We start from the raw sequence: 21,190 nt of genomic DNA on the forward strand, positions 1-21,190 counted from the left end.
ATGCGAATCGCAGTCGGGAGCGAGAACCCCGTGAAGCGCGAGGCAACCGAGCGCGCGACCGCCGCGCTGAACGCCACGATCGCGACCGAGGACGTCGACTCCGGCGTCCCCGAACAGCCGATGACCGATGAGGAGACGCGGACGGGCGCGCGAACTCGCGCTGAGCGCGCGCTCGCCGCCGGCGACTACGACCTCGGTGTCGGCCTCGAAGGCGGCGTCGCCTCGGCGGGCGACGACCTCCTGCTTACGATGTGGGCAGCCGTGACGGACGGCGACACGATGGGATTGGGCGGCGGTCCGCGGTTCGTCCTCCCCGACCCGATTGCGGCGCGCGTGCAGGCCGGCGAGGAACTCGGACCGGTGATGGACGACGTGGTCGGCGCGGAGAACGTCGCGCGCTCCGAGGGCGCGGCCGGCGTGCTGACGGGCGACCTCGTCGACAGGGAATCCGCGCTCCGGCACGCGCTCGCGGGCGCGCTCGGACCGTTCGTCACCGACTACTACTGACCGGCGCGTCCTCCGCGTCCGCCTCGCCATCGACGGTACCGTCGACGGCCTCCGTCAGGGAGACGTTCAGTCGAACCATGGAAACGGCGCCGCCCGCGACGGTGACGACGTTCTTCACGACGTGGTCGACGATGGCGACGGCGACTGCCGTGGTGAAGGTCACGGGGAGGAGCGTGTGGACGATGGCAGCGAACGCGGCCTCGTAGATGCCGATACCGCCCGGCGGCCCCGGAATCACCTTCGAGAGGTTGCCGACGCTCACCGCGAAGAACCCGACGGCGACCAGGTCGACGAGCGGGAGGTCGAGGCCGAACGCGCGGAACACGAGGAGGGCGGTGGCCACGTCGAGCGTCCAGACGAGCACGCTCGTCCCGCCGACGCGCGCGAACCCGCTCGCGGTGCCGGCGACGCGCTGGACGTCCGTCACGAAGTCCTCGAAGACGCTCGCGACGTACGCCGTGTACGAGTCGTCGCTCGCCCAGTTCACGACGCGACGGACGTAGTTCGAGTCGGAGCGCGCCGACCAGACGATGAGGACGACGGAGCCGATTGCGAGCAGCCCGACGGCGGTGGCGACGACGACGGCCTGTTGCACGGCCGCCGCGTTCCCCTCCACGCCGACGCCGGACGCGGTGGTCGCGAGGTCTGCGAGCGTCGACGGCGCGAACAGCGCGAGGCCGACGAGCACGCTCCCCGCGAGCACTGTGATTGTGAGGAGGTCGAACACGCGCTCGACCGCGAGCGACGCGAATCCCGTGGTGTACGGCACGCCCCGGCGCGCCTTCACGATGTACGCACGGATGGCGTCGCCCGCCCGCGCCGGTATCACGAGGTTTCCCGTCTGGCTGATGAACACCGCGCCCGTGAGGAACCCGATACTTCCGTCGTAGCCGAGTTCCGCGAGGATATCCCGGTATCGCAGTCCGCGGAGCGGCCACGACAGCACGTACACCGCCGCGCCCGCCGCGACCAGCGCCGGGTCCGCGCTCGACACCGCGTTGACGAAGGTGTCGGTGTCGATGTAGACGAACATCAGCGCGAACGCGAGTATCGACAGCAGCACGCCGACCGCCATTCCGGTTCGCCGGTTGGCGTACGGCGACACCCGGAACTCCCAGAAGCACCGGAGAATCTGCGACCCCATTCCGAACACGTCCCGCACGAGGTCGACCTTCGAGTCGCCCTTCGGCGTCCAGTCCACCGCGAACTCCTTCACCCGGAACCCCTTGCGCTGGGCGCGCACGAGCATCTCCGTGTCCCAGAACCAGTGCTTGTCCTCGACCTCGTCCTGCAGCGATTCGAACGCCTCCCGACTGAACGCCTTGAACCCGCACTGGTGGTCGCGCAGCTCGGAGCCGAGCAGGAGCCGCGTCGCGAAGTTGAATCCCCGGGAAGGGATGCCGCGCTTCGCCGGGCGGTCCGCGACGTTCCCCGGCAGCCACCGCGACCCCGTCGCCACGTCGTACTCGCCCGACCGCACGCTCTCCACGAGCTCCTCCAGATGTCGCATGTCGGTCGCGAGGTCGGTGTCGAAGTAGACGAGCACGTCGCCCGCCGCGCGCTCGAACGCGAAGTCCAGCGCGCCACCCCGGCCGAGGCGCTCGTCCGAGTGGAAGTGCCGCACTCGCGAGTCCGCGGCCGCGAGTTCGTCCGCAATCTCGGGCGTCCGGTCGTCACACCCGTCCTCAGCGACAACGACCTCGAAACCACCCGCGGGCAGAAAGCCGTCGAGCGTCGCGAGCGTCGTCTCCACGGTCTCCCGGATAGTGTCCTCCTCGTTGTACGCCGGGAGGACGACACTCACCTCGACGGCCCCATCGCTCATTGCCCTAATGGGGGGCGGTTTCGCGTAAGAACTTTCTGGACTCTTAGCCACTCGTACCAACCACCCCACCACCAGCCCACTCTCACCCCTCTTCGAACCGCCGGAAGTGCTGTGAGGGTCGGATAGGAAGTCTGAAAGGCGCGTTTTACCGGACGTACCAAAGCCCCTTTTGAGGTATGTGTGCTCTCCACTGGTATGAGCGCCGCAACCCAGGCACAGGCCGTTCAGGCCTCGACCCTCACCGACAAACAGGAAGCCATCCTCGCGTTCCTCCGCGAGCACGCCCCGACGAAGACCTACTTCAAGTCCCGCGTCATCGGCGACGAACTCGACATGTCCGCGAAGGAAGTCGGCACGAACATGCCCGCGCTCCAGCAGGCCGACATCGAACTCGACGTCGAGAAGTGGGGGTACTCCTCCAGCACCACCTGGAAAGTCACGGCCTAGTTCCGCGGGTACTCGTACTCGACGACCGTCGTGCCGGTGTCGTCCTCGACGAGAACGGTGCCGCCGCCGTTCTGCCAGACTTCGGACTCGACGCCCCAGTAGAGGTTGTGCGGGCCGTACTCGCCGCTGCCGGTGTGGAGGCGAACCGTCTCCTGGGGGTCGAGCGCGAAACCGTCCGGCATGTTGAACGCCCATCCCTCCTCGTCGCGAACGGTGTAGCCGGTGAGGTCGAGCGCGGCGTCGCCGGCGTTCTGGAACTCCACCCACTCGCCGTTCAGGTTCTCCTCGTCCGCGCCCGCGGCGTCCACGTGCAGGTCGGAGACGACGAGGTCGCCCGTCGGTTCGCCCGTCCCGAACCCGCCGGGGTGGATGGTGTCGGTGCCGCGCACCCACGCGCCCGACTTCGACTTCCCGACGAGGTAGGCGGTGCGGTCGCTCAGGCTGAAGTTCGCCGCGGAAATCTTGTACTTCAGGAGGAGGTCGCCCTCTATCGTCATGCTCTTCTGGGGGGACGCACCGTTCTGCCCCGCGAGGTACTCCCGGGAGCCGAAGTAGAGCGAGTAGTTCCCGGGGTCGAGGTCGTCCGGCTCGACCTCCCCGCCGGGCTTCACCGCCACGTCGAGCGTGTCCTGCGAGTACGGGTCGAAGACGTTGTCCTCCGCGTCCGGCATCACGTCCACGTTTATCGTCTTCACCGGCCGCTTCGCCTCGCGAACCTTCAGGGGTTTCTCCGGAGAGAGCTCGTGCACGGTCGCGTCCGCCGGGTCCGACCCGGAGAGCAGCCGCCAGGAGTCCACGCCGGACAGCGTCTTCGCCGTCACCGTCACCGTGCTCTCGAACGCGTTCCAGAACGCGCCGCCGTCAGTCCCGCCCGCGGGCCACTGCCAGTCGACGCGCTGGTTTCCGCCTTCCCAGGGTTCGTAGTCGTCGTCCGCGCTACTCGGGTCGTCCTGCACCACCCACTCGCCCTTCGAGCGGTTCAGGCCCGAGAAGGAGAAGTCGGCCTCGCCGGCGGGACCGTTCGGCCCGCCGTGCAGGAACCCCAGGCTGTCGTTCACGGGGCCAGTGTACGCGAACACGCGGCTCGCCGCGTCCTCCTCCGCGAGAGCCGCGGACGGGTTCGCGCTCGCCGCTCCGCCGTCGTCGTACCCGTAGAACTCCTTCACCGTCTGGTCTCGGTAGGACATCGGCTCCAGCTCCCAGCGGAGATATCCCTGTTGCGCCACGAACGTCGGCATCTCCGACTCGGTGAACGGCAAATCGCCGTTGTAGAGGACGCCCCCGGCGCCGAGCGCGCCGACCGTCGCCGCCCCCGCGAGGTACGCGCGCCGCGAGAGGTCCGGCAGTCGCTCCTTGCTCATACGGAAACTCACTCCCGCGAACTGAAAGGACTTATCGCCGATTCAGGGAGTGTACGAGACGAAATCAGCGGCCTCGGCCGCGAACTCGGCGGTCTCAGCGTCGAACGACTCCGCGTACCGAACGAGCAACATCAACACCGTCTCCGGCGATTCGACCGCGTACCCGTCCTCCCGGGAGAGCACGCCCGCGCGTTCGAGTTCGCTCGCGTACTTGCTCACCGTCGGCCCCGATACGCCGAGCGCGTCCGCCAACGCCGCGCCGGACGCGTCCGGCGTGCGGAGGAGTTCGCGCAGCATTCCGCGCGGCGTCTCCCGCCGCAGATAGCTCAACGCGACGCGCTCGAAGTCCGAGAACTGGCCCGCGGGGAAGAACCGCCGGTAGTCGCCGTCGCGGTGCGCTTCAACCACGCCGTCCTCGACGAGTCGGCGCAAGTGGTGCTGGGCCTCCCCGGTCCCGAGTTTGAGGTCGTCGCGGAGCTTCGAGAAGTGCGCGCCCGGCGTCGACGCGACGTATCCCGTGATGGCGTCCCGCGTCTCGCTCCCGTCGTCGTCGCTCGATGGGAGCTGCGACAGCGGACCGACCGCCCCGACTGCCGCGAACCGCCGGAGCGTCGAACGCTTGTCCTCGTCGACCATCTGCGTGTGAGTACGTGACAGACCGAGAAAAGGGTTGCCTTACTTCGTCTGCTCGTCGCTCTCGTCCGCCGACCCGCCGGACGTGTCGTCGTTCGCGGACTCGAACTCCTGGTCCATCTCCTCGATGACGGACTCGGCGTCCTGCATTCCGGCGTCCGTGCCGGCCATCACTTCCTCGGCCTTCTCCTCGAGTTTGTCCGTGTCGATGTCCGCTTCCTCGTCGAGCTGGCTCAGTATCTCGTCGATGTCGTCCAGCCCGAGCAGCTCACGGGTCTCCTCGTCGAACTCGAGGCTGTCGAGGGATTCGGTCGCTGCCTCCACGTCGCTCCCGGTGAGGTGTTTGCCGTACCGTCCGACGAGGCTCGTGAGCTCCTGCGGCAGCACGAACGTCGTCGACTCGTTCTGTCCGATGGCTTCCAGCGTCTCCATGCCCTTCTCGACGATGGCGCGCTCGCCCATCGACTCCGCGGACTTCGCGCGGAGCACGGTCGAGATTGCGTCACCCTGCGCTTCGAGGATCTGGGACTGCTTCTTCCCCTGTGCGCGGATGATGTCGGACTGCTTCTCTCCCTGCGCGGTCTCGATGGCGGACTGGCGTTCGCCCTGCGCTTCCAGAATCATCGCGCGGCGCTTGCGCTCCGCGGACGTCTGTTGCTCCATCGCCTGCTGGACGTCCTGCGACGGATTGACCTCGCGGACCTCCACGCTCTCGACGCGGATTCCCCACTCGTCCGTGGGCTCGTCGAGCTCCTCGCGGATGCGCGCGTTGATCTCCTGGCGCTTGTTCAGGGTGTCGTCGAGTTCCATGTCGCCGAGCACTGCGCGCAGCGTCGTCTGCGCGAGGTTCGACACCGCGCGCTCGTAGTTATCGACTTCGAGGAACGCGCGCTTCGCGTCCATCACGCGAATGTAGACGACGGCGTCCGCCGTCACGGGCGAGTTGTCGCGCGTGATGGCTTCCTGCCGCGGCACGTCGATGGTCTGCGTCCGCATATCGAACGCGTACGTTCGCGAGACGAACGGCGGAATGAAGCTGATACCGGGTTCGAGCAGCCCCCGGTACTCGCCGAACACCGTGAGTGCCTTCTTCTCGTAGGCGTCCACGATCTCCACCATCTGGTAGACGATGACCACTGCTAGTCCCAGCAGCAGAATCGCTACCGCGGTGAGGACGGGACTCCCGCCGACCGATTGGAGGGGGGAGAGTTCCATACACTATCTGCTCCCGGTTCCCGGATAAAGGTTCGCCTCGCGACCTATTCGCCGCCGCGTTCCCGGTCGAGTTCGCGGTCGATGTCGTCCCGGCCGTCCAGCGCCTCGACGGTGAGGACGTTCCCGCCGCCGGGGTCCGTGACGATGATTTCGGTGCCTTCCTCGATGTCGCCGGTCCTAGTGCGAGCGGCGTACCGCGAACTGAACCCGCCACCCTCGATTTTCACGCGGCCGTCGCGCTCCGTTACGCGCTCCACGACGTACCCGGTCTTCCCGCGGAGGCTCGCCGACCCCTCCGTCTGGCCCTCGTCCGTGCCCTCGTAGATGTCGAAGTGGCGGTACACCCAGAGGGAGACGCCGCCGACGACGAGCACGATACCCGCGAGCGCGATGGGTGCGGCGAGCGGTGCGAACAGGAGGCCGGCGATGCCCGCGACCAACAGCGCGGTGCCGATGACGACGAAGTGCGCGCCCGGCGCGAACGCCTCCATCACCATCAGGGCGACGCCGCCGATCACGAGCAACAGCGGGAGCGTCTCTACTGCCATACGTGATATCGAACGCGGAGCACCAAAACCGTTGTCCGCTACAGGGCGACTTGAACGATGGCGACGGCCGCAACCGCCGCGCCGAGCAGGAAGAACGTGACGTTCTCGGGGTCGGGCGACTCCACGTCTATCGGCGGCGGTCGCGGCACCTCGGGGCTGTCGTACTCCTCGGAGTCACTCATACCCGTCTCTCGGAGTTCGGTCGACAAAAGCCCGGGGGTCGCGCTTAGAGGCGGCCGCCGTAGACGACGCCGCGCTCGCCGTCCAGCGTGACCGAGTCGCCGTCCGCGAGGTCGTCGGGGAGTGTGACGCCGCTCACCATCGGCACGTCGAGCTCGCGCGCTATCATCGCGGGGTAACCGGTCATTCCGGAGCGCTCGCTGACGATGCCGCCGAGGACGGAGAGGTCGCCCTCGAACTCGCTGTCGAAGTCCGCGGGCAGTCCGATAATCGCGCCGTCGGGGATATCGGTGAGGTCGCCGTCGGGCGCGTAGACGAACGGGCCGGTGACGCGGCCCGCGACGACCGCGCGCCCGACCGCGAGGGTCTCCGCCGCGACGTGCACCTTCAGCGTGTTCGTCGTGTCCGTGCCCTCGAGTTCCGTCATCATCCCGGAGAGCACGACGACGGTGTCCCCGCTGTCCGCGACGCCGGCGTCGAGCGCGGCGCCGACCGAGGAGTCGATGACGTCGGAGGCGTCGCCGGACGCGATCGGCGCGTACTGCGCGTTCACGCCCCACGAGAGCGCGAGCTGGCGGCGCACGCGGTCGTTCGGCGTCGCCGCGACGACGGGCATCGCCGGCCGGAACTTCGCGACCTTCCGCGCCGTGTACCCGGACTCGGAGGCGACCACGACCGCCGTCGCGTCCACGTCGCGCGCGAGGTAGCGCGCCGACCGCGCGAGCGCGTCCGTCCGCCCGTCGTCGGCGTTCGGCACGCGCTGCTCCCGCAGTTCGGCGTACTCCTCGCTACGCTCGGCCTCTCGAATGATGCGGTCCATCGACTCCACGACGCGCGTCGGATGGTCGCCGATAGCGGTCTCCGCGGACAGCATCACGGCGTCCGTTCCGTCGAGCACGGCGTTCGCCACGTCCGACGCCTCCGCGCGCGTCGGCCGGCGGTTGTGAATCATCGAATCCAGCATCTCCGTCGCCGTGATGACGGGCGACCCCGCGTTCCGGCAGCGGCGGATGATGCGCTTCTGGATGACGGGCACGTCCTCCATCGGGAGTTCGACGCCGAGGTCGCCCCGCGCCACCATCACGCCGTGCGCGGCCTCCACGATGCTGTCGAGGTTCTCCACGGCGTCCGCGCGCTCGACCTTCGCGATGATGGGGATGTCCGCGTCGAACTCCTCCAGCACGCTGCTCACGTCCAGCACGTCGTCGCCGTCCCGGACGAAACTCGCCGCGACGAAGTCCACGCCGAGGTCGGCGGCCATCTTCAGGTCCTTCCGGTCCTTCTCCGTCACCACGTCGAGGCCGAGGCTCACGCCCGGGACGTTCACGCCCTTTCGACTCCCGAGTTCGCCGCCGGACTCGATGCGCGCGACGACGGCGTCGCCCTCGACTTCCTCGACCGTGGTCTCGATGCGGCCGTCGTCCAGCAACACTCTGTCACCGGGTTCCGCGGCCGCGATGCTCGTCGACAGCCCCACGCGGTCCGGGTCCGCGGTCGTCCCCGGTTCGAACCGCACCGTCCGCCCCGCTTCGAGTTCGATGGTGCCCTCGATGGGCGCGGTCCGGACCTCCGGGCCCTGCAGGTCTATCATCGCCGCGACCGGGTTCTCCGTCGCCTCGTCCACCTCCCGAACCGTCTCCACGAGCGCGCGGCGGTCCTCGCGCTCGCCGTGACTCGAATTCACGCGCGCCACCGTCATCCCCGCGTCCGCGAGCGCACGCACCGACGCCCGGTCGTTCGTCGCCGGGCCGAGCGTGCACACTATCTTCGCGTTTCTCATTACGCGATAGTTGGGCGTGACGGCGCAAAAACCCTCGCCGTCAGTCGCTCACGAACGAACGTGTCGTATCCACTCCTCCGCAGTCCTCCGGAGAACTCATGCTCTCGATTGATTCGCTGCTGGCGTTTCTGGAAAACGTTCATACGTGGCGGCCCGAGTCGTTCTAGCGAGCAGTCATGAACCTCACAGGCCTCTCGAAACCCCTCGTCCTCTACGCGGGCGTTCTCGCCGCCGTCACGGTCGGCGCGGTGTACGTCGCAGCCGACTCGGGCGTTCTCGTCCTCTTCACCGCTATGGGTGGAGTGACCGCTGTCATCCTCAGCGTCGGCAGCAGCGGGCCGGTGGACGGCGGGAGCTTCGAGAACGCCGAGGGCCTCGACGCCCAGGGTGGCTGGACGGGAACCGACCTCGACACGCCGGTCAGCGTCCCACTCCTCTTCTACGGGGGCGGCGTCTTCCTCTGGAGTTCCTTCCTCCTCGTCACCGTCTACGACATCCTCGGGTGAACGCGCCCGAAACGCACTCGGTGGCCGCGGGGTTGGCGAAGAAAAACCCGGGAGGAGTTACTTGATTTTCGTGCCGGGTTCGGCGTCGCCGTGGGTCGTGAGGAGGTCGGCCTGCTCGCCCGCGGCGAGCACCATCCCGTTCGACTCCACGCCGAACAGCTCGGCCTGTTCGAGGTTCGCGACGACGACGACCTTCTGACCCTCGAGGTCGTCGGTGTCGTGGAGTTGCTTGAGGCCCGCGACGATTTGTCGGGTCTCGACGCCGATGTCCACGGTGAGCTTCACGAGCTTGTCCGCGCCCTCGACGCCCTCCGCGGCCTCGATGCGGCCGACCCGCAGGTCGAGGTCCTGGAAGTCGTCGAAGCTGATTCGGTCTTCGGTGAGGGCTTCGAAATCCACGTCTTCGGTCTCGCTCTCCTCGCTACTCGCGTCTTCGATACTGGCTTCGAGCTTCTCGTTCAGCTCCTCGACGCGCTCGTCCTCGATTTTCTCGAACAGCGCCTCGGGTTCGCCGAACGCCGCCGGCGGTTCCTGCAGGCAGTCCGCGATAGTCGCGTCCGCGGCCGACCCGTCCTCGCCGAGCTGGCTCCAGAGGTCGTCGGCCTTCTCGGGCGTGAACGGCTGGAGGAGCACCGCGACGGCCTTCGTGAGCTGAACGCAGTCCCGGATGACGGGCGCGGCCTCGTCGTCGTCGAGCTTCCACGGTTCCGCGGACTGGATGTACTCGTTCCCGTACCGCGCGAGGTTCACCGCGACCTCGCCCGCACTCCTGAGGTCGTAGTCGTTGAGCGCGTCCTCGTAGTCGTCCATCGCGGACGCGATTTCAGTCTCCACGTCGTCCGACAGCGCCACGTCGGGCGTCCCGCCGAAGTTCCGCTCCGCGAACAACAGCGCGCGGTACGCGAAGTTCCCGACCACGTCCGCCAACTCGGAGTTGACGGTCTCCTGGAAGCGCTCCCAGGAGAAGTTCACGTCGCGCTCGAACCCGCTCGCCGTCGCGATGTAGTACCGGAAGAGGTCGGGGTGGAACCCCTCGTCCAGGTACTCGCGCGCCCAGATGGCGCGGTTCTTCGACGTGCTCAACGCCTTGCCGTTGAGGTTCACGAACCCGGTCGCGCAGACCGCGCGTGGTTCGTTGTAGCCCGCTCCCTTGAGCATCGACGGCCAGAAGACGGTGTGGTGCTGGATGATGTCGCGGCCGATGACGTGGACGATTTCGCCGTCGCCGTCCCGCCACGGCTCCGCCCAGTCGAACTCGTCAGTGCCGACGCGCTCCGAGTACTGCTTCGTGGACGCGACGTACTCGATGGGCGCGTCCACCCAGACGTACAGCACGAGGTCGTCGCCGCCGCTCGCCTCTTCGCGACCGTCCCGGTCGCGTTCCTCCCCGGGGTAGTCGATGCCCCAGTCGAGGTCGCGCGTGATGCAGAAGTCCTCCAGGCCGCCCTCGATCCACTCGCGGGGCTGGTTCTTCGCGTTGTTCGTGCCCTCCATTCGATTGATGAATCCCTCCAGGTACTCCTGGAAGTCGGAGAGGCGGAGGAACTTGTGCGCGCGTTCGCGGTACTCCGCGTCGTTGCCCGTGATGGTACTGACGGGGTTCTCGATTTCGCCGGGTTCGAGGTGGCGCTGACAGCCGTCGTCGCACTCGTCGCCGCGCGCGTGCTCGCCGCAGTACGGACACGTCCCCTCGACGTACCGGTCGGGAAGCCACTGGTCGGCGTTGGGGTCGTACGCGACCTGGATCTCCTTCTCGTAGACGTGGTCCTCGTCCTCCCACGCCCGCACGAACTCCTTCGTGAGTTCGACGTTCGTCTCCTCGTGCGTGTGACCGTAGTTGTCGAACTCGATGTTGAAATCGGGGAACGTCTCCGCGTACTGCTCGTGGCGCTCCAGACCGAGTTCGAGCGGACTGACGCCCTCCTCTAGGGCCTGCACGGCGATGGGCGTGCCGTGCATGTCCGTCCCGGAGACCAACGCGGTCTCCTGGCCGAGTTTTCGGAGGCCGCGGCTGAACGCGTCGCCGTTCACGTACGTCCGCAGGTGGCCGACGTGCAGGTCCCCAGTTGGATAGGGAAGCCCGCACGTCACCACCGCGGGGTTCTCCGTCGGGAAGTCCTCGTGACTCATGCGTGATACACCTCGCCGTGTGGGCCTAAAGCCCGTGGATTCCGAATCATCTCTCTCGAAGGACTGGTTTCGTGTCGAAGCGAGAACGAGCGCGTGGGTTTCGCGGACGCCGCGGCCGTATGAGGGCCGAATCGGTGTCCGGTTCGCCCGGCGGCGTCGCTACCGCGTGCGCATAGACCGCATCAGCGACGCCACTCGTGTCACGCTCGCTTCTCGGAACGCCCGCCGCAAAAAGCTTTCAGTCAGTCTGTGGGTCGGAGTTAGTCGGTGAGTTCGACGCCATCCCCGCGAGCGGAGCGAGTGGGGGTTAGTCGAACTCAGTCGGTGAGTTCGACGCCACCGAAGACGCTGACCCCGGTGAGGACGAGGTCGGGTTCGTCGGCGGTACCGGGGTTTCGACGGCTGTCTTCGAGGCCGCCGAAGATGTTGACGCTCTCCGTTTTGACGGTCCAGTCCTCGGGGACGCGGATTTCCGCGCCGCCGAAGACCGAGACGATTTCGAGGACGGCGGGTTTGTCGTCGACGGTTGCGTCGCGGAGGTCGATGGTGGGGCCGCCGAAGATAGCGACCACGTCGCCGCCCCGGAAGTCGTCGCTGCCGACGTGCTGGGAGTCTCCGCCGAAGATGGAGACGGACGTGAATTCGCCGGTCGCGCTCGCGGTGTGACTGCGATGTCTGCGTCCGCGGTTGAGGAGGATGAGGGCGCCGAGCAGGACGAAGACGGCGGGCCAGTAGGTGCTGATGAATCCCTCCTGGAGGTAGTCGAGGTTCCGGAGGAGGAACGCGCCGGCGACGACGATGACGAGAACGGGTCCGGTGAGGTTGCGGCCGCGGGACGCGACGAGCGACCACGCGCCGAGCAGGACGAACAGGCCGGGGAACCACGTCCAGAGGTCGATGGATTCGACCGCGTCGGTGGTGAACAGGAGGAGGACGATACCTAGGAGAACGAAGAACCCGGCGGACCCCCAGCGGCGTGACGTGCGTGCCATACGCGGCGGTTTCGCGTCCGGGAGGATAAGCGTTGAGCCTCAGATGGCAGCGATGCCCATGAGGAAGACGACGGTGACGACGAGGCGGCCGACGCTCCCGGCGAACGTCGCGACCGCGAACTTGAGTTCGTTCTTCTCGATGACGCTGAACGCGTAGATGGAGAGCGTGTCCGGGAACCCGGGGACGGTGAGGCCGACCGCGAGCCCCGCGTACCCCCACTTCTTGACGAGCGTGACGACGCGGCGCTTCGACCATTCGACCGGGTCGTACCCCATCCGGCGGAGGGTGTTGACGACCGGGCCGGAGTGGCTGGCGCCGTGCCCGACTTTCAGCGCGATGACGCTCCCCGCGGATTTCCCGATGCCGGACGCGACGATGACGATGGCGAGTTCGGCCGGCTGTGGGAATCCGAGGTCGAGCGTGCCCGTGCACACTGCGGCGCCCGTGCACGCGGGGATGAGAACGACTTCGCTCGGGAGCGGGAGGATGAACGCGATGAGGAAGGAGTAGACGACGATGAGGAAGATGCCGCCCCAGCCGGTCGCGGCTTCGACGGCGTGCTGGAACCACCCGAAGTCGAGTCCGAGGAACGCTAGCATTCCCGCGCACTCACCGGTTCGGCGCGAACGTTGTCGAGGTCCGCGAGGAAGTTAGTGAGCATCTCCCGGGTGACGTGGGGCATGCAGACGACGCGCGTCTCTCCCGATGCGGTTCGGGAGATGCGCCAGTCGCGCTCGCGTAGCGCCTCGAACTCGCGTGGGGGGAGGTCGAACGCCACGAGTGGGAGCGTCGGGTCGACCGCGTCGACGTTCCGCGCTCGGAGTTCGCTTGTGAACCACCGCGCGTTCTCCATCCCGCGCTCGTAGTTCTCTCGGTAGCCCTGCGGCCAGAGCGCGTCGATGGCGGCGTGCGCGCCCGCGACGCCAGCGCCGCTCCGCGTCCCGGTTAGCGTCGCCTGCCCGGTCGTTTCGAGGTACGGCGTGTCAACCGCGAGCGCGTCGAGCACCCGCTCGTCGCGCGCGAGGAACCCGCCCGCCGGAATCGGCGCGCGCCCCATCTTGTGGGGGTCGATGGTCATCGTGTCCACGGGCGCGTCCGCGAAGTCCCAGTCGTACTCCGTAAAGGGGAGGCAGAACCCGCCCCAGGCGGCGTCCACGTGGAACAGCGCCTCTGCGTCCGCCGCCACCTCGCCGAGCGCCGGAATCGGGTCGACGCGCCCGAACTCCGTCGTTCCCGCGACGCCGACGACCATCGCGGTGTCGTCGTCGACGGCGGCCTGCACGGCGTCGAGGTTTGCGCGCCGGTCGTCGTCCACGGGTACGAGGCGGAGTTCGACGTTGAGCACGTCCGCCGCCTTCGGGAAGCTGAAGTGCGCGCTCTCCGGCGCGACCACGTTCGGGCTGTCGGTGTCTGCGAGGTCGCGGGCGGCGCGAACGGCCTGCATGTTCGCCTCCGTCCCGCCGGACGCGACGTAGCCGTTCGGCTCGTCGAGGTTCGTGATTTCGCCCAGCATCTCCACCACTTCGGATTCGAGGGCGGAGACGGCGGGGTAGGTCGCGGGGTCGCCGGGGTTGTCCGCGAGAAACGTCGTTGCCGCGTCGCGCGCGTCCGGATGCGGGACCGTGCACATCGAGGAGAGGACGCGAGTGAAGTCCTGCGGCGCGGCGTCCATGTGGAGTGAAAGTAGGGGGCGTGGTTTAGCCGTGTCGTTCTCAGCGCACCGAATCGAGGATGAGGCGCTGCTCCGTGCGCTTCACCTCGTGCTGGACGTCCCGGACTGCGTCGATGTTCGCGGAGATGCTCGACACCCCTTCCTCGACGAGGAAGTTCACCATCTCGGGCTTCGACCCGGCCTGCCCGCAGATGCTCGTCTCGATGTCGTGCTCCCTGCAGGTCTCGATGGTCTGTCCGATGAGCTTCAGGACCGCGGGGTGGAGTTCGTCGAACCGGTCCGCGACGTTCTCGTTGTTCCGGTCCACGGCGAGCGTGTACTGCGTGAGGTCGTTCGTTCCGAAGGACGCGAAGTCGATACCCGTCTCGGCCGTCTCGTCGATGGTGAGCGCGGACGCGGGCGTCTCCACCATCACTCCCCAGCGACGCTTCTCCGTGTCGATGCCGACCTTCTCCATCAGGCGCTTCGCGCCGTACACGTCGCTCGCGTCGTTCACGAGCGGGAACATGATTTCGACGTTGTCGTACCCCTGCTCGTACAGCCGCTTGAACGCCTCCAGCTCGTGCTCGAACACGTCCGGCTCGTCCAGACTCCGCCGAATCCCCCGATACCCCAGCATGGGATTGTGTTCGTGCGGTTCGTCCTGTCCGCCCTCCAGCTGCCTGAACTCGTCCGTCGGCGCGTCGAGCGTCCGCACCCTGACGGGCCGCGGGTAGAACTCCTCTGCGACGCCCCGGACGCCCTCCACGATTTCGTCCACGTACGCGCGGACGCCGTGGTCCGCGATGTACTTGTCCGGCGTCTTGTTCGTGGAGAGAATCATGTGCTCCATCCGGAGCAGACCGACGCCGTCCGCGCCCGTCGCGGCCGCGCGCTCCGCGGCTTCGGGGATGGAGACGTTCACCTTCACCTCCGTCGCCGTCATCGGTTTCACCGGCGTCTTCGGCCGCGCCTCCTCGATGGGTTCCGTCTCCTCCTCCTTCGCCAGTCGGCCCTCGCGGACGCTGCCCTTGTCGCCGTCGATGGTCACTATCTGGTCGTCCGACAGGACCTCGGTGCCGTTCCCGGTGCCGACGACGGCCGGACAGCCGAGTTCGCGGCTGACGATGGCGGCGTGACTCGTCATCCCGCCCTCGTCCGTCACGATGCCGGCCGCGCGCTTCATCGCGGGCACCATGTCCGGCGTCGTCATCTCGGTCACGATGACGTCGCCGTCCCCGACCTTATCGAGCTGGTCGAGCTTCCCGACGACCCGCACCGCGCCCGACGCGATGCCGGGACTTGCGCCCAACCCGGAGACGAGGCTCTCCCCGTCCCCCGGTTCGGACTCGGACGCCTCCGCGGCGTCCTCGTCGATGGTCGTGATTGGGCGGGACTGCAGCATGTACGTCTCCCCCTCTGCCATCGCCCACTCCACGTCCTGCGGGCTGTCGTAGTGGTCCTCGACGCGCTCGCCGAGCGTCACGAGCTCCTGAATCTCGTCGTCGGACAGCACGCGCTCGGTGCGCTTCTCCTCGGGGACCGCGCGCTCGACGGTCTCGCCCGTCTCCGGGTCCTTCTCGTGCATCACCTTCTTGTCCGCGACGGTCACGTCCGCGACCTCCCCGCTCGCGCGGTCGACGACGTAGTTGTCCGGACTCACCGACCCCGAGACAACCGCTTCACCGAGTCCCCACGCGGCCTCGATGATGACCTTCTCCGCGCCCGTCGACGGGTGGCTCGTGAACATCACGCCCGACTTCTCCGCGTCCACCATCCGCTGCACGACGACCGCGATGTTCACCTTCGAGTGCTCGAACCCCTGTTCCTGCCGGTAGTAGATGGCGCGCTGCGTGAACAGCGACGCCCAGCACCGCTTCACCCTATCTACGAGGTCCTCGCGGGTGATGTTCAGGAACGTCTCCTGCTGGCCCGCGAAACTCGCGTCCGGCAGGTCCTCCGCGGTCGCGGACGACCGCACCGCGACGAACGCCTCCCCGTCGTCAAGGTCGTCGTACGCCGCGAGCACCTCCTCGCGGATGTCCTCGGGGAGTTCAGTGTCGAGCACGAGCTCCTTCGCGCGGGACTCGGCCTCCGCGAGCGCCGTCGAGTCCTCCGGGTCCACGTCCACCGCTTCGAACAGTTCATCCTCGATGCCGGTCTCCTCGATGAACGCGCGGTACGTGTCCGCTGTCACCACGAACCCCGGTGGCACCGGTAGCCCGGCGTCCGTGAGTTCGCCGAGCGACGCGCCCTTGCCGCCGACACTCTCGATGTCGTCGGCCCGTACGTCCGCCAGCCAGCGTACAGCCATTGAGTGGCTAGTCCGAGAATACGATAAAGAAGGTTCCGGACCACGCATCGCGCGGGACGCAGGACTTTAGCCGCTCGGTCGTCTCCGGCCGCTCATGGACGCAAAACGGGCCCTCGCCTGGGCCGGGAAGTACTTCGCGCTCACGTCGCTGTTCGCCGTCGTCGGGTTCGCGCTCGTCGCGGCCGGCGGCTACTACGGATTCACTGAAGGGTACGCGGTCTACGAGTCCACGGACTCCTACGCGTCGTCGCTCACCGCCGGCGCGCCTGGCCTGCTCGTTGCCGTCCTCGGACTCCTCCTCTACCGCTTCGGGAAGGCGTGGGCGCTGTTCAAGACGCTCACCGCCGCGACGGAGGAGGAGGTCGGCGAGACGTTCGACACCGAGCACGTGAAGAGCGACATCGTCGCCGTGCTCGACGACCGCCTCACCGACATGCAGCACGACATCCAGTCAGTGAACCGGGAGATGCGCGACCTCAAGCGCGACGACGACGAATTTTAGGCTTCGAGTATCTCGTCGTCCCCGCGCTTGGGGAGCGCGAGTGTTCCGTCCATCGCGGTGGTCGCGGCGCCGCCGACGCGGACCGTGGTGCCGTCAACGGTCGCGCGAACGGTGCCGGGCCGGTCGAGGAAGTGCCCCTGTTCGAGGACGAGTTCGTCCGGGAATCCCTCGTTCTCTATCGACACGTCGGTCGCGTTGGGGCTCTCGCCGCCGCCGCGGAACGCGCCGATGTGGTCGAGGTAGGCCGCGGTCGCGCCGCTCGCCGTGCCCGTCACGGGGTCCTCGTCGATACCCAGGAGCGGGCAGAACGCGCGGCCGTGCACGTCCGCGTCGCCGCTCAGCGTGTCAAACGTGAACGCGTACACGCCCTCCGCGTCGACCTCCTCGCAGAGGTCCGCGACCGCGTCGAAGTTCGGTGCGGCGTCCCCCAAATCCGAGAGGAACTCCACGCCGACGACGAGGAACGGCAGGCCCGTGGAGGCGACCGCGAACGGCAGGTCGCCCACGAGCGACGACGACGACACGCCCAGCGCGCCCGCAACGCGCGCGGAGTCGAGGCCCACCTGCCGGACCTCCGGCGGGTTCTGCGTCATCCACACCGTCCCCGATTCCTCGAGTTCGATGTCGAGCGTGCCGACGTTCGTCTCCAGGGTGTGCGTCCCCGCCCCGATTCGCCCGCTCTCGAAGAGCCGAGCGTGGCTCGCGACTGTCGCGTGCCCGCAGAGGTCGACCTCGGTCGTCGGCGAGAAGTACCTGACACGGCGATCCGCGGTGTCGCTCTCCCGAAGGAACGCTGTCTCGCTCGCGCCCAGCTCGGACGCGACGGCCCGCATCTGGTCGTCGCTCAGGCCGTCCGCGTCCGGCACGACGCCCGCGGGGTTCCCCGCGCAGGGCTCGTCCGCGAACGCGTCCACCAGAAACGCCCGCACGCTCTCACTCATACCTTCACGTTCAGTCGCTCGCGTGTTCCGTCTTTCCCTCCGAGTCAGCCCGCGAGGTCTCCCACCGCGGACGTCGCTCCGTGACCTGCGAGAGAGCCCCTCTCTTCTCGTTCCGTTGGCCGCCTCATACTGGCCTACAAATCCCGTCGAAATGAACGCACTGACACCCCAATAGATTAAAACTCTCTATCTATAGTATTTTTATATGCGTCCGAGCGACGAACGATTCGTCCGGTGGCTTCGAGAGGACATCGACGACGCACTCCGCGGCGTCCTCTCCTACCGCGGGAACGAGTTCGAGGTTCACTACCTCCGCGGTGACCTCAAGGAGGACGACGCGTGGCGCTCTCACGTTCGCAACGACCTCCCCGACCTCGTCGAACTCGCCCACCGCGAACACGCCGCGAACGACCTCGCCCTGTTCGGGGACTTCGAGGGCACCGTCCGCGTCTTCTCGAACGCGGTCCTCGTCCAACTCCCCGTCGACGAGAACGCCGGCTACGGCGTCAGCCTCGACACCGACGTGACGCCCCGCCTCGTCGGCTTCATGAGCACTGCCGCCGCCCATATCGAACAGGAACGCAGTTGACCCCGGCTGACCGGCTCTGATCGAGCCTGTAAACCGTTAAGTGGCGAGGACTCCGAGATGCCGGAGTAATGAGCGACCTCCCGGACGATTTCAAGTGCACTATCACGAACTGGGAGTACATCTACGGTCTCTGCCGGGACGTCAGCGACCAGGTCAAGCGCGACGAGTTCGAACCGGACGTGGTCGTCGCGCTCGCGCGAGGCGGCTGGTTCGCGGGCCGCTGTCTCTGTGACTTCCTCGGGCTGAACGACCTCACGAGCCTGAAGATGGAACACTACGTCGGCGCCGCGCAGAAGAGCGGGGAGCCCGAGGTCCGCTACCCGATGCCGGAAGGCTCCGTCGAGGACAAGGACGTCCTCATCATCGACGACATCGCGGACACCGGCGGCTCCATCGAGCGCGCCCACGAGTACGTCGACGAACGCAACGCCAACGAAGTCCGTACCGCGACCCTCCAGCTCCTCGGGACGAGCGAGTACGACCCCGACTTCGTCGGCGAACGCCTCGAAGACTGGGCGTGGATCGTCTACCCCTGGAACTTCATCGAGGACATGATAGACATCATCGAGGGCGTGATGGAGCGCGCCGACACCGCGACGTTCTCCCGCGCCGACATCCGCCACTACCTCTCCGAGTACCACGACATCGAACGCATCGAAATGGAGATCGCCCAGCCCGACCGGCTAGACGAAGTCCTGGAGGAGATGGTGCGCCGGGACGCACTCGTGAAGACGAGCGACGACGAGTGGATGCGGCGCGCGGACGCCTAGTCGGCGCGAATCAGCATGTGTTTCACGCGGCGCACGCCGTCGAAGTCCCGGAGCCGATAGGTGAGTTCGCGGACGCGCGCCACGTCACCCCGACAGAACAGGGATTCGAGACACCACTCGCCCTGATGGGTGTGGCTCGTGTTCAGTATCACGTCCTGGTACTCGTGCTGGACTCCGTGCAGTTCCTCGATGACCTCGTGGTGGCGGTAATCGAACCCGACGAGCGCCACCACCTCGCCCGTCATCGCCTCCAGTCGCTCGTGCGCCTCCACGTACTCCTGCATCGCCTCCCGGACCGCCCGCGAGCGGTTCGCCAGCCCCTCGTCCTGCCAGACGCGATCGAACTCCGCGACGACCTCGTCCGGGATGTTGAAACTCGTCCGCATACCCGGAGTCGGGCCGCCCGCCACAAGAACTTCCGTATGACGACACCCCGCGTCGGGTATTAACAACCCTTAGGGCCGCGAGTTCGCTCGACTCGCGTATGCTCCACGGTGACGCGCTCGGCCTGCTCGTCGGCGCGGTCGCGCTCGGCGCGGTTCACGGCCTCGAACCCGGACACGGCTGGCCCGTCGCCGCGTCCTACGCGCTCGACCGCTCGAACAAGTGGCTGCACGGCTTCGCCGCCAGCGTCCTCCTCGGCGTCGGCCACCTCGTTTCCAGCATCGCCATGGTCGCCGTCTTCTTCTACGCCAAATCCTACTTCTCCCTCACCCAGGTAAACGAACCGCTCACCGTCCTCGGGTTCTCCATCGGAGGTCCCGTCAGCGTCGTCGCCGGCATCCTCCTCGTTCTCCTCGGCGTCCGCGAGTACGCCGGTTACGGACACAGTCACGACCACGACGGCGGGCACGACCACCACGCACACTCACGCGACGACGGCCAAACTCACGACCATGCTGGTCACGAGCACTCGCACGGCGCGCACGAGCACTCCCACGACCATTCGCACGGCGACCATTCGCACGAGGACGGCGGGGCGGCGTCGCTGGTGTCGCGAGTTTGGTCGCGGGTTCGGAGCGTGTTCGTCGCTGGCGGGCACTCGCACGACCACGAATTCGGCGAGGGCGCGGACCGCGGCCTGTGGGGTATCGCGTGGTTCGCGTTCCTGCTCGGGTTCGCGCACGAGGAGGAGTTCGAGATAATCGCGCTGTGCGCGGGGTCGACGTACTGTCTCGAACTGATGACGGCGTACGCGCTCACGGTTATCGTCGGTATCGTGGCGCTGACGATGCTGCTCGTCGCGGGCTACGAGCGCTACGAGGAGCGCGTCGAGGCGTACGCGCCCTACCTGCCCGTGTTCTCGGCGGTGGTGCTCGTCGCGATGGGGGTTGGGTTCGTGCTTGGCGTCCTCTAAGCGATGGCGAGCGGCTTAAGTTCCGGCCGGCGCGAGAACCCAGCATGATAGGCTTCATCGGCGGGAGCGGTATCTACGAGGCGCTCCCCCTCTCGAACGTCACGGAACACGAGGTTTCGACGCCGTACGGCGACCCGAGCGCGCCCGTCACCGTCGGCGAGTTCGGAGAGACGGGGACGGAGGTCGCGTTCCTGCCGCGGCACGGCCCCGACCACCAGCGCGAACCGACGAACCTCCCCTACCGCGCGAACATCTACGCGCTGAAGCAACTCGGCGTCGAGCGCGTGCTCGCGTCGAACGCGGTCGGCAGCCTCCGCGAGGACTTGCCGCCGCAGACGCTCGTCGTTCCCGACCAGATTTTCGACCGCACGAAACACCGCGACTGCTCGTTCTTCGGGGACGGCATCGTCGTCCATCAGCCGTTCGCGGAGCCGTACTGTCCGCACATGGTCGACCACCTCCACGACGCCGCCGCGGCGGCGACGGGCGCCGACGCGGAGAAGGGCGGGACGTACGTCTGCATCGAGGGCCCGCAGTACTCCACGAAGGCCGAATCCGAGTTCTACCGCGCGCAGGGCTGGGACCTCGTCGGAATGACTGCTATTCCGGAGGCGAAGCTCGCGCGCGAGGCCGAGATGTGTTACGCCACCGTCGCCGGCGTCACCGACTACGACGTGTGGAAGGAGGACAGCGAGGTCACGCTCGAGGAAGTCCTGGAGAACGCCGCGGCGAACGAGACTGCCATCAAGCGAACCATCGAGCACGCCATCGAGACGCTGCCCGACTCGCGCGAGTGCGACTGCGGGCACAGCCTGGAGGGAACGGTGAACACGCCGACGGACGCCATCCCCGCGGAAACCCGCGAGCGCGTCGACCTCTTCGTCGGCGACTACCTATAAACTTCACCCTCTCTCTCAGAAAAACTAAATAGGGGGAACCCG

Annotated in this window: 22 protein-coding genes; 8 read left to right on the plus strand and 14 right to left on the minus strand. The window is 67.5% G+C overall.

Annotation, left to right across the window (positions count from 1 at the left end; genetic code table 11):
* Entirely contained in the window at positions 1 to 507 is a 507-nt protein-coding gene (gene yjjX / locus U3A55_RS14085; protein ID WP_330992128.1) for an inosine/xanthosine triphosphatase, read from the plus strand.
* Here yjjX and U3A55_RS14090 read toward each other — a convergent pair.
* Positions 491 to 2,332, minus strand: coding sequence for a flippase-like domain-containing protein (locus U3A55_RS14090; RefSeq protein WP_330992129.1), 1,842 nt, complete (start codon positions 2,330 to 2,332; stop codon positions 491 to 493). The genes yjjX and U3A55_RS14090 overlap by 17 nt on opposite strands.
* A gap of 195 nt (positions 2,333 to 2,527) precedes the next feature.
* Between U3A55_RS14090 and U3A55_RS14095 the strand changes: the two genes are divergently transcribed.
* Complete coding sequence (locus U3A55_RS14095) at positions 2,528 to 2,779, plus strand: DUF7123 family protein (protein WP_330992130.1); 252 nt, start codon at positions 2,528 to 2,530, stop codon at positions 2,777 to 2,779.
* Here the strand turns inward: U3A55_RS14095 and U3A55_RS14100 are convergent.
* Genes U3A55_RS14100 through pyk form a run of 6 tightly spaced genes read right to left on the minus strand, consistent with a single transcriptional unit; the run spans position 2,776 to position 8,496 of the window.
* The gene (locus U3A55_RS14100; RefSeq protein WP_330992131.1) at positions 2,776 to 4,140 is read right to left on the minus strand and encodes a lamin tail domain-containing protein; all 1,365 of its coding nucleotides are present in this window, start codon (positions 4,138 to 4,140) and stop codon (positions 2,776 to 2,778) included. The genes U3A55_RS14095 and U3A55_RS14100 overlap by 4 nt on opposite strands.
* A gap of 42 nt (positions 4,141 to 4,182) precedes the next feature.
* Entirely contained in the window at positions 4,183 to 4,776 is a 594-nt protein-coding gene (locus U3A55_RS14105; RefSeq protein ID WP_330992132.1) for a winged helix-turn-helix transcriptional regulator, read from the minus strand.
* Between the two features lie 39 nt (positions 4,777 to 4,815).
* The gene (locus tag U3A55_RS14110) at positions 4,816 to 5,988 is read right to left on the minus strand and encodes an SPFH domain-containing protein (RefSeq protein WP_330992133.1); all 1,173 of its coding nucleotides are present in this window, start codon (positions 5,986 to 5,988) and stop codon (positions 4,816 to 4,818) included.
* A 44-nt stretch (positions 5,989 to 6,032) separates the two neighbouring features.
* Positions 6,033 to 6,536, minus strand: coding sequence for an NfeD family protein (locus U3A55_RS14115; RefSeq protein ID WP_330992134.1), 504 nt, complete (start codon positions 6,534 to 6,536; stop codon positions 6,033 to 6,035).
* Positions 6,537 to 6,574: 38 nt separating this feature from the next.
* Positions 6,575 to 6,718: a DUF7312 domain-containing protein gene (locus U3A55_RS14120; protein ID WP_330992135.1), complete on the minus strand. Its 144-nt coding sequence runs from the start codon at positions 6,716 to 6,718 to the stop codon at positions 6,575 to 6,577.
* A 44-nt stretch (positions 6,719 to 6,762) separates the two neighbouring features.
* Positions 6,763 to 8,496, minus strand: coding sequence for a pyruvate kinase (gene pyk, locus U3A55_RS14125; protein ID WP_330992136.1), 1,734 nt, complete (start codon positions 8,494 to 8,496; stop codon positions 6,763 to 6,765).
* Between the two features lie 176 nt (positions 8,497 to 8,672).
* Here pyk and U3A55_RS14130 point away from each other — a divergent pair, with 176 nt between their 5' ends.
* A complete protein-coding gene (locus U3A55_RS14130; protein ID WP_330992137.1) occupies positions 8,673 to 9,002 on the plus strand; it encodes a hypothetical protein in 330 nt (109 codons plus the stop codon).
* 57 nt (positions 9,003 to 9,059) lie between these two features.
* Here U3A55_RS14130 and metG read toward each other — a convergent pair whose 3' ends face one another.
* The 5 genes from metG to ppsA all read right to left on the minus strand — a co-directional run bounded on the left by metG (position 9,060) and on the right by ppsA (position 16,090).
* The gene (metG, locus tag U3A55_RS14135; RefSeq protein WP_330992138.1) at positions 9,060 to 11,132 is read right to left on the minus strand and encodes a methionine--tRNA ligase; all 2,073 of its coding nucleotides are present in this window, start codon (positions 11,130 to 11,132) and stop codon (positions 9,060 to 9,062) included.
* A 317-nt stretch (positions 11,133 to 11,449) separates the two neighbouring features.
* Positions 11,450 to 12,124, minus strand: coding sequence for a LiaF transmembrane domain-containing protein (locus U3A55_RS14140; protein ID WP_330992139.1), 675 nt, complete (start codon positions 12,122 to 12,124; stop codon positions 11,450 to 11,452).
* 39 nt (positions 12,125 to 12,163) lie between these two features.
* The gene (locus U3A55_RS14145; protein ID WP_330992140.1) at positions 12,164 to 12,724 is read right to left on the minus strand and encodes a hypothetical protein; all 561 of its coding nucleotides are present in this window, start codon (positions 12,722 to 12,724) and stop codon (positions 12,164 to 12,166) included.
* Positions 12,718 to 13,797 carry a tyrosine decarboxylase MfnA gene (gene mfnA, locus U3A55_RS14150; protein WP_330992141.1) on the minus strand — a complete coding sequence of 360 codons (1,080 nt, stop codon included), beginning with the start codon at positions 13,795 to 13,797 and terminating at the stop codon, positions 12,718 to 12,720. The genes U3A55_RS14145 and mfnA overlap by 7 nt, the downstream gene beginning before the upstream one ends.
* Before the next feature lie 40 nt (positions 13,798 to 13,837).
* Entirely contained in the window at positions 13,838 to 16,090 is a 2,253-nt protein-coding gene (gene ppsA, locus U3A55_RS14155; protein WP_330992142.1) for a phosphoenolpyruvate synthase, read from the minus strand.
* 94 nt (positions 16,091 to 16,184) lie between these two features.
* Here ppsA and U3A55_RS14160 point away from each other — a divergent pair, with 94 nt between their 5' ends.
* Positions 16,185 to 16,592 (plus strand): hypothetical protein, encoded by a 408-nt coding sequence (locus U3A55_RS14160; protein WP_330992143.1) that lies wholly within the window; start codon positions 16,185 to 16,187, stop codon positions 16,590 to 16,592.
* On the opposite strand, the gene U3A55_RS14165 is transcribed toward U3A55_RS14160, so the two are convergent.
* Positions 16,589 to 17,533, minus strand: a complete 945-nt coding sequence (locus U3A55_RS14165) for a PhzF family phenazine biosynthesis protein (RefSeq protein ID WP_330992144.1) — start codon at positions 17,531 to 17,533, stop codon at positions 16,589 to 16,591. The genes U3A55_RS14160 and U3A55_RS14165 overlap by 4 nt on opposite strands.
* Before the next feature lie 205 nt (positions 17,534 to 17,738).
* Here U3A55_RS14165 and U3A55_RS14170 point away from each other — a divergent pair, with 205 nt between their 5' ends.
* Entirely contained in the window at positions 17,739 to 18,122 is a 384-nt protein-coding gene (locus U3A55_RS14170) for a DUF7522 family protein (RefSeq protein WP_330992145.1), read from the plus strand.
* Positions 18,123 to 18,190: 68 nt separating this feature from the next.
* Positions 18,191 to 18,892, plus strand: coding sequence for a phosphoribosyltransferase (locus U3A55_RS14175; RefSeq protein ID WP_330992146.1), 702 nt, complete (start codon positions 18,191 to 18,193; stop codon positions 18,890 to 18,892).
* Here the strand turns inward: U3A55_RS14175 and U3A55_RS14180 are convergent.
* Positions 18,889 to 19,278, minus strand: a complete 390-nt coding sequence (locus U3A55_RS14180) for a CopG family ribbon-helix-helix protein (protein ID WP_330992147.1) — start codon at positions 19,276 to 19,278, stop codon at positions 18,889 to 18,891. The two genes, U3A55_RS14175 and U3A55_RS14180, sit on opposite strands and share 4 nt — an antisense overlap.
* A 98-nt stretch (positions 19,279 to 19,376) precedes the next feature.
* Between U3A55_RS14180 and U3A55_RS14185 the strand changes: the two genes are divergently transcribed.
* Positions 19,377 to 20,249 (plus strand): hypothetical protein, encoded by an 873-nt coding sequence (locus U3A55_RS14185; RefSeq protein WP_330992148.1) that lies wholly within the window; start codon positions 19,377 to 19,379, stop codon positions 20,247 to 20,249.
* Between the two features lie 44 nt (positions 20,250 to 20,293).
* The gene (gene mtnP, locus U3A55_RS14190; RefSeq protein ID WP_330992149.1) at positions 20,294 to 21,148 is read left to right on the plus strand and encodes an S-methyl-5'-thioadenosine phosphorylase; all 855 of its coding nucleotides are present in this window, start codon (positions 20,294 to 20,296) and stop codon (positions 21,146 to 21,148) included.
* Positions 21,149 to 21,190 lie beyond the last annotated feature (42 nt).

It is taken from the genome of Salarchaeum sp. III (assembly GCF_036418315.1).
Lineage (GTDB): Archaea > Halobacteriota > Halobacteria > Halobacteriales > Halobacteriaceae > Salarchaeum.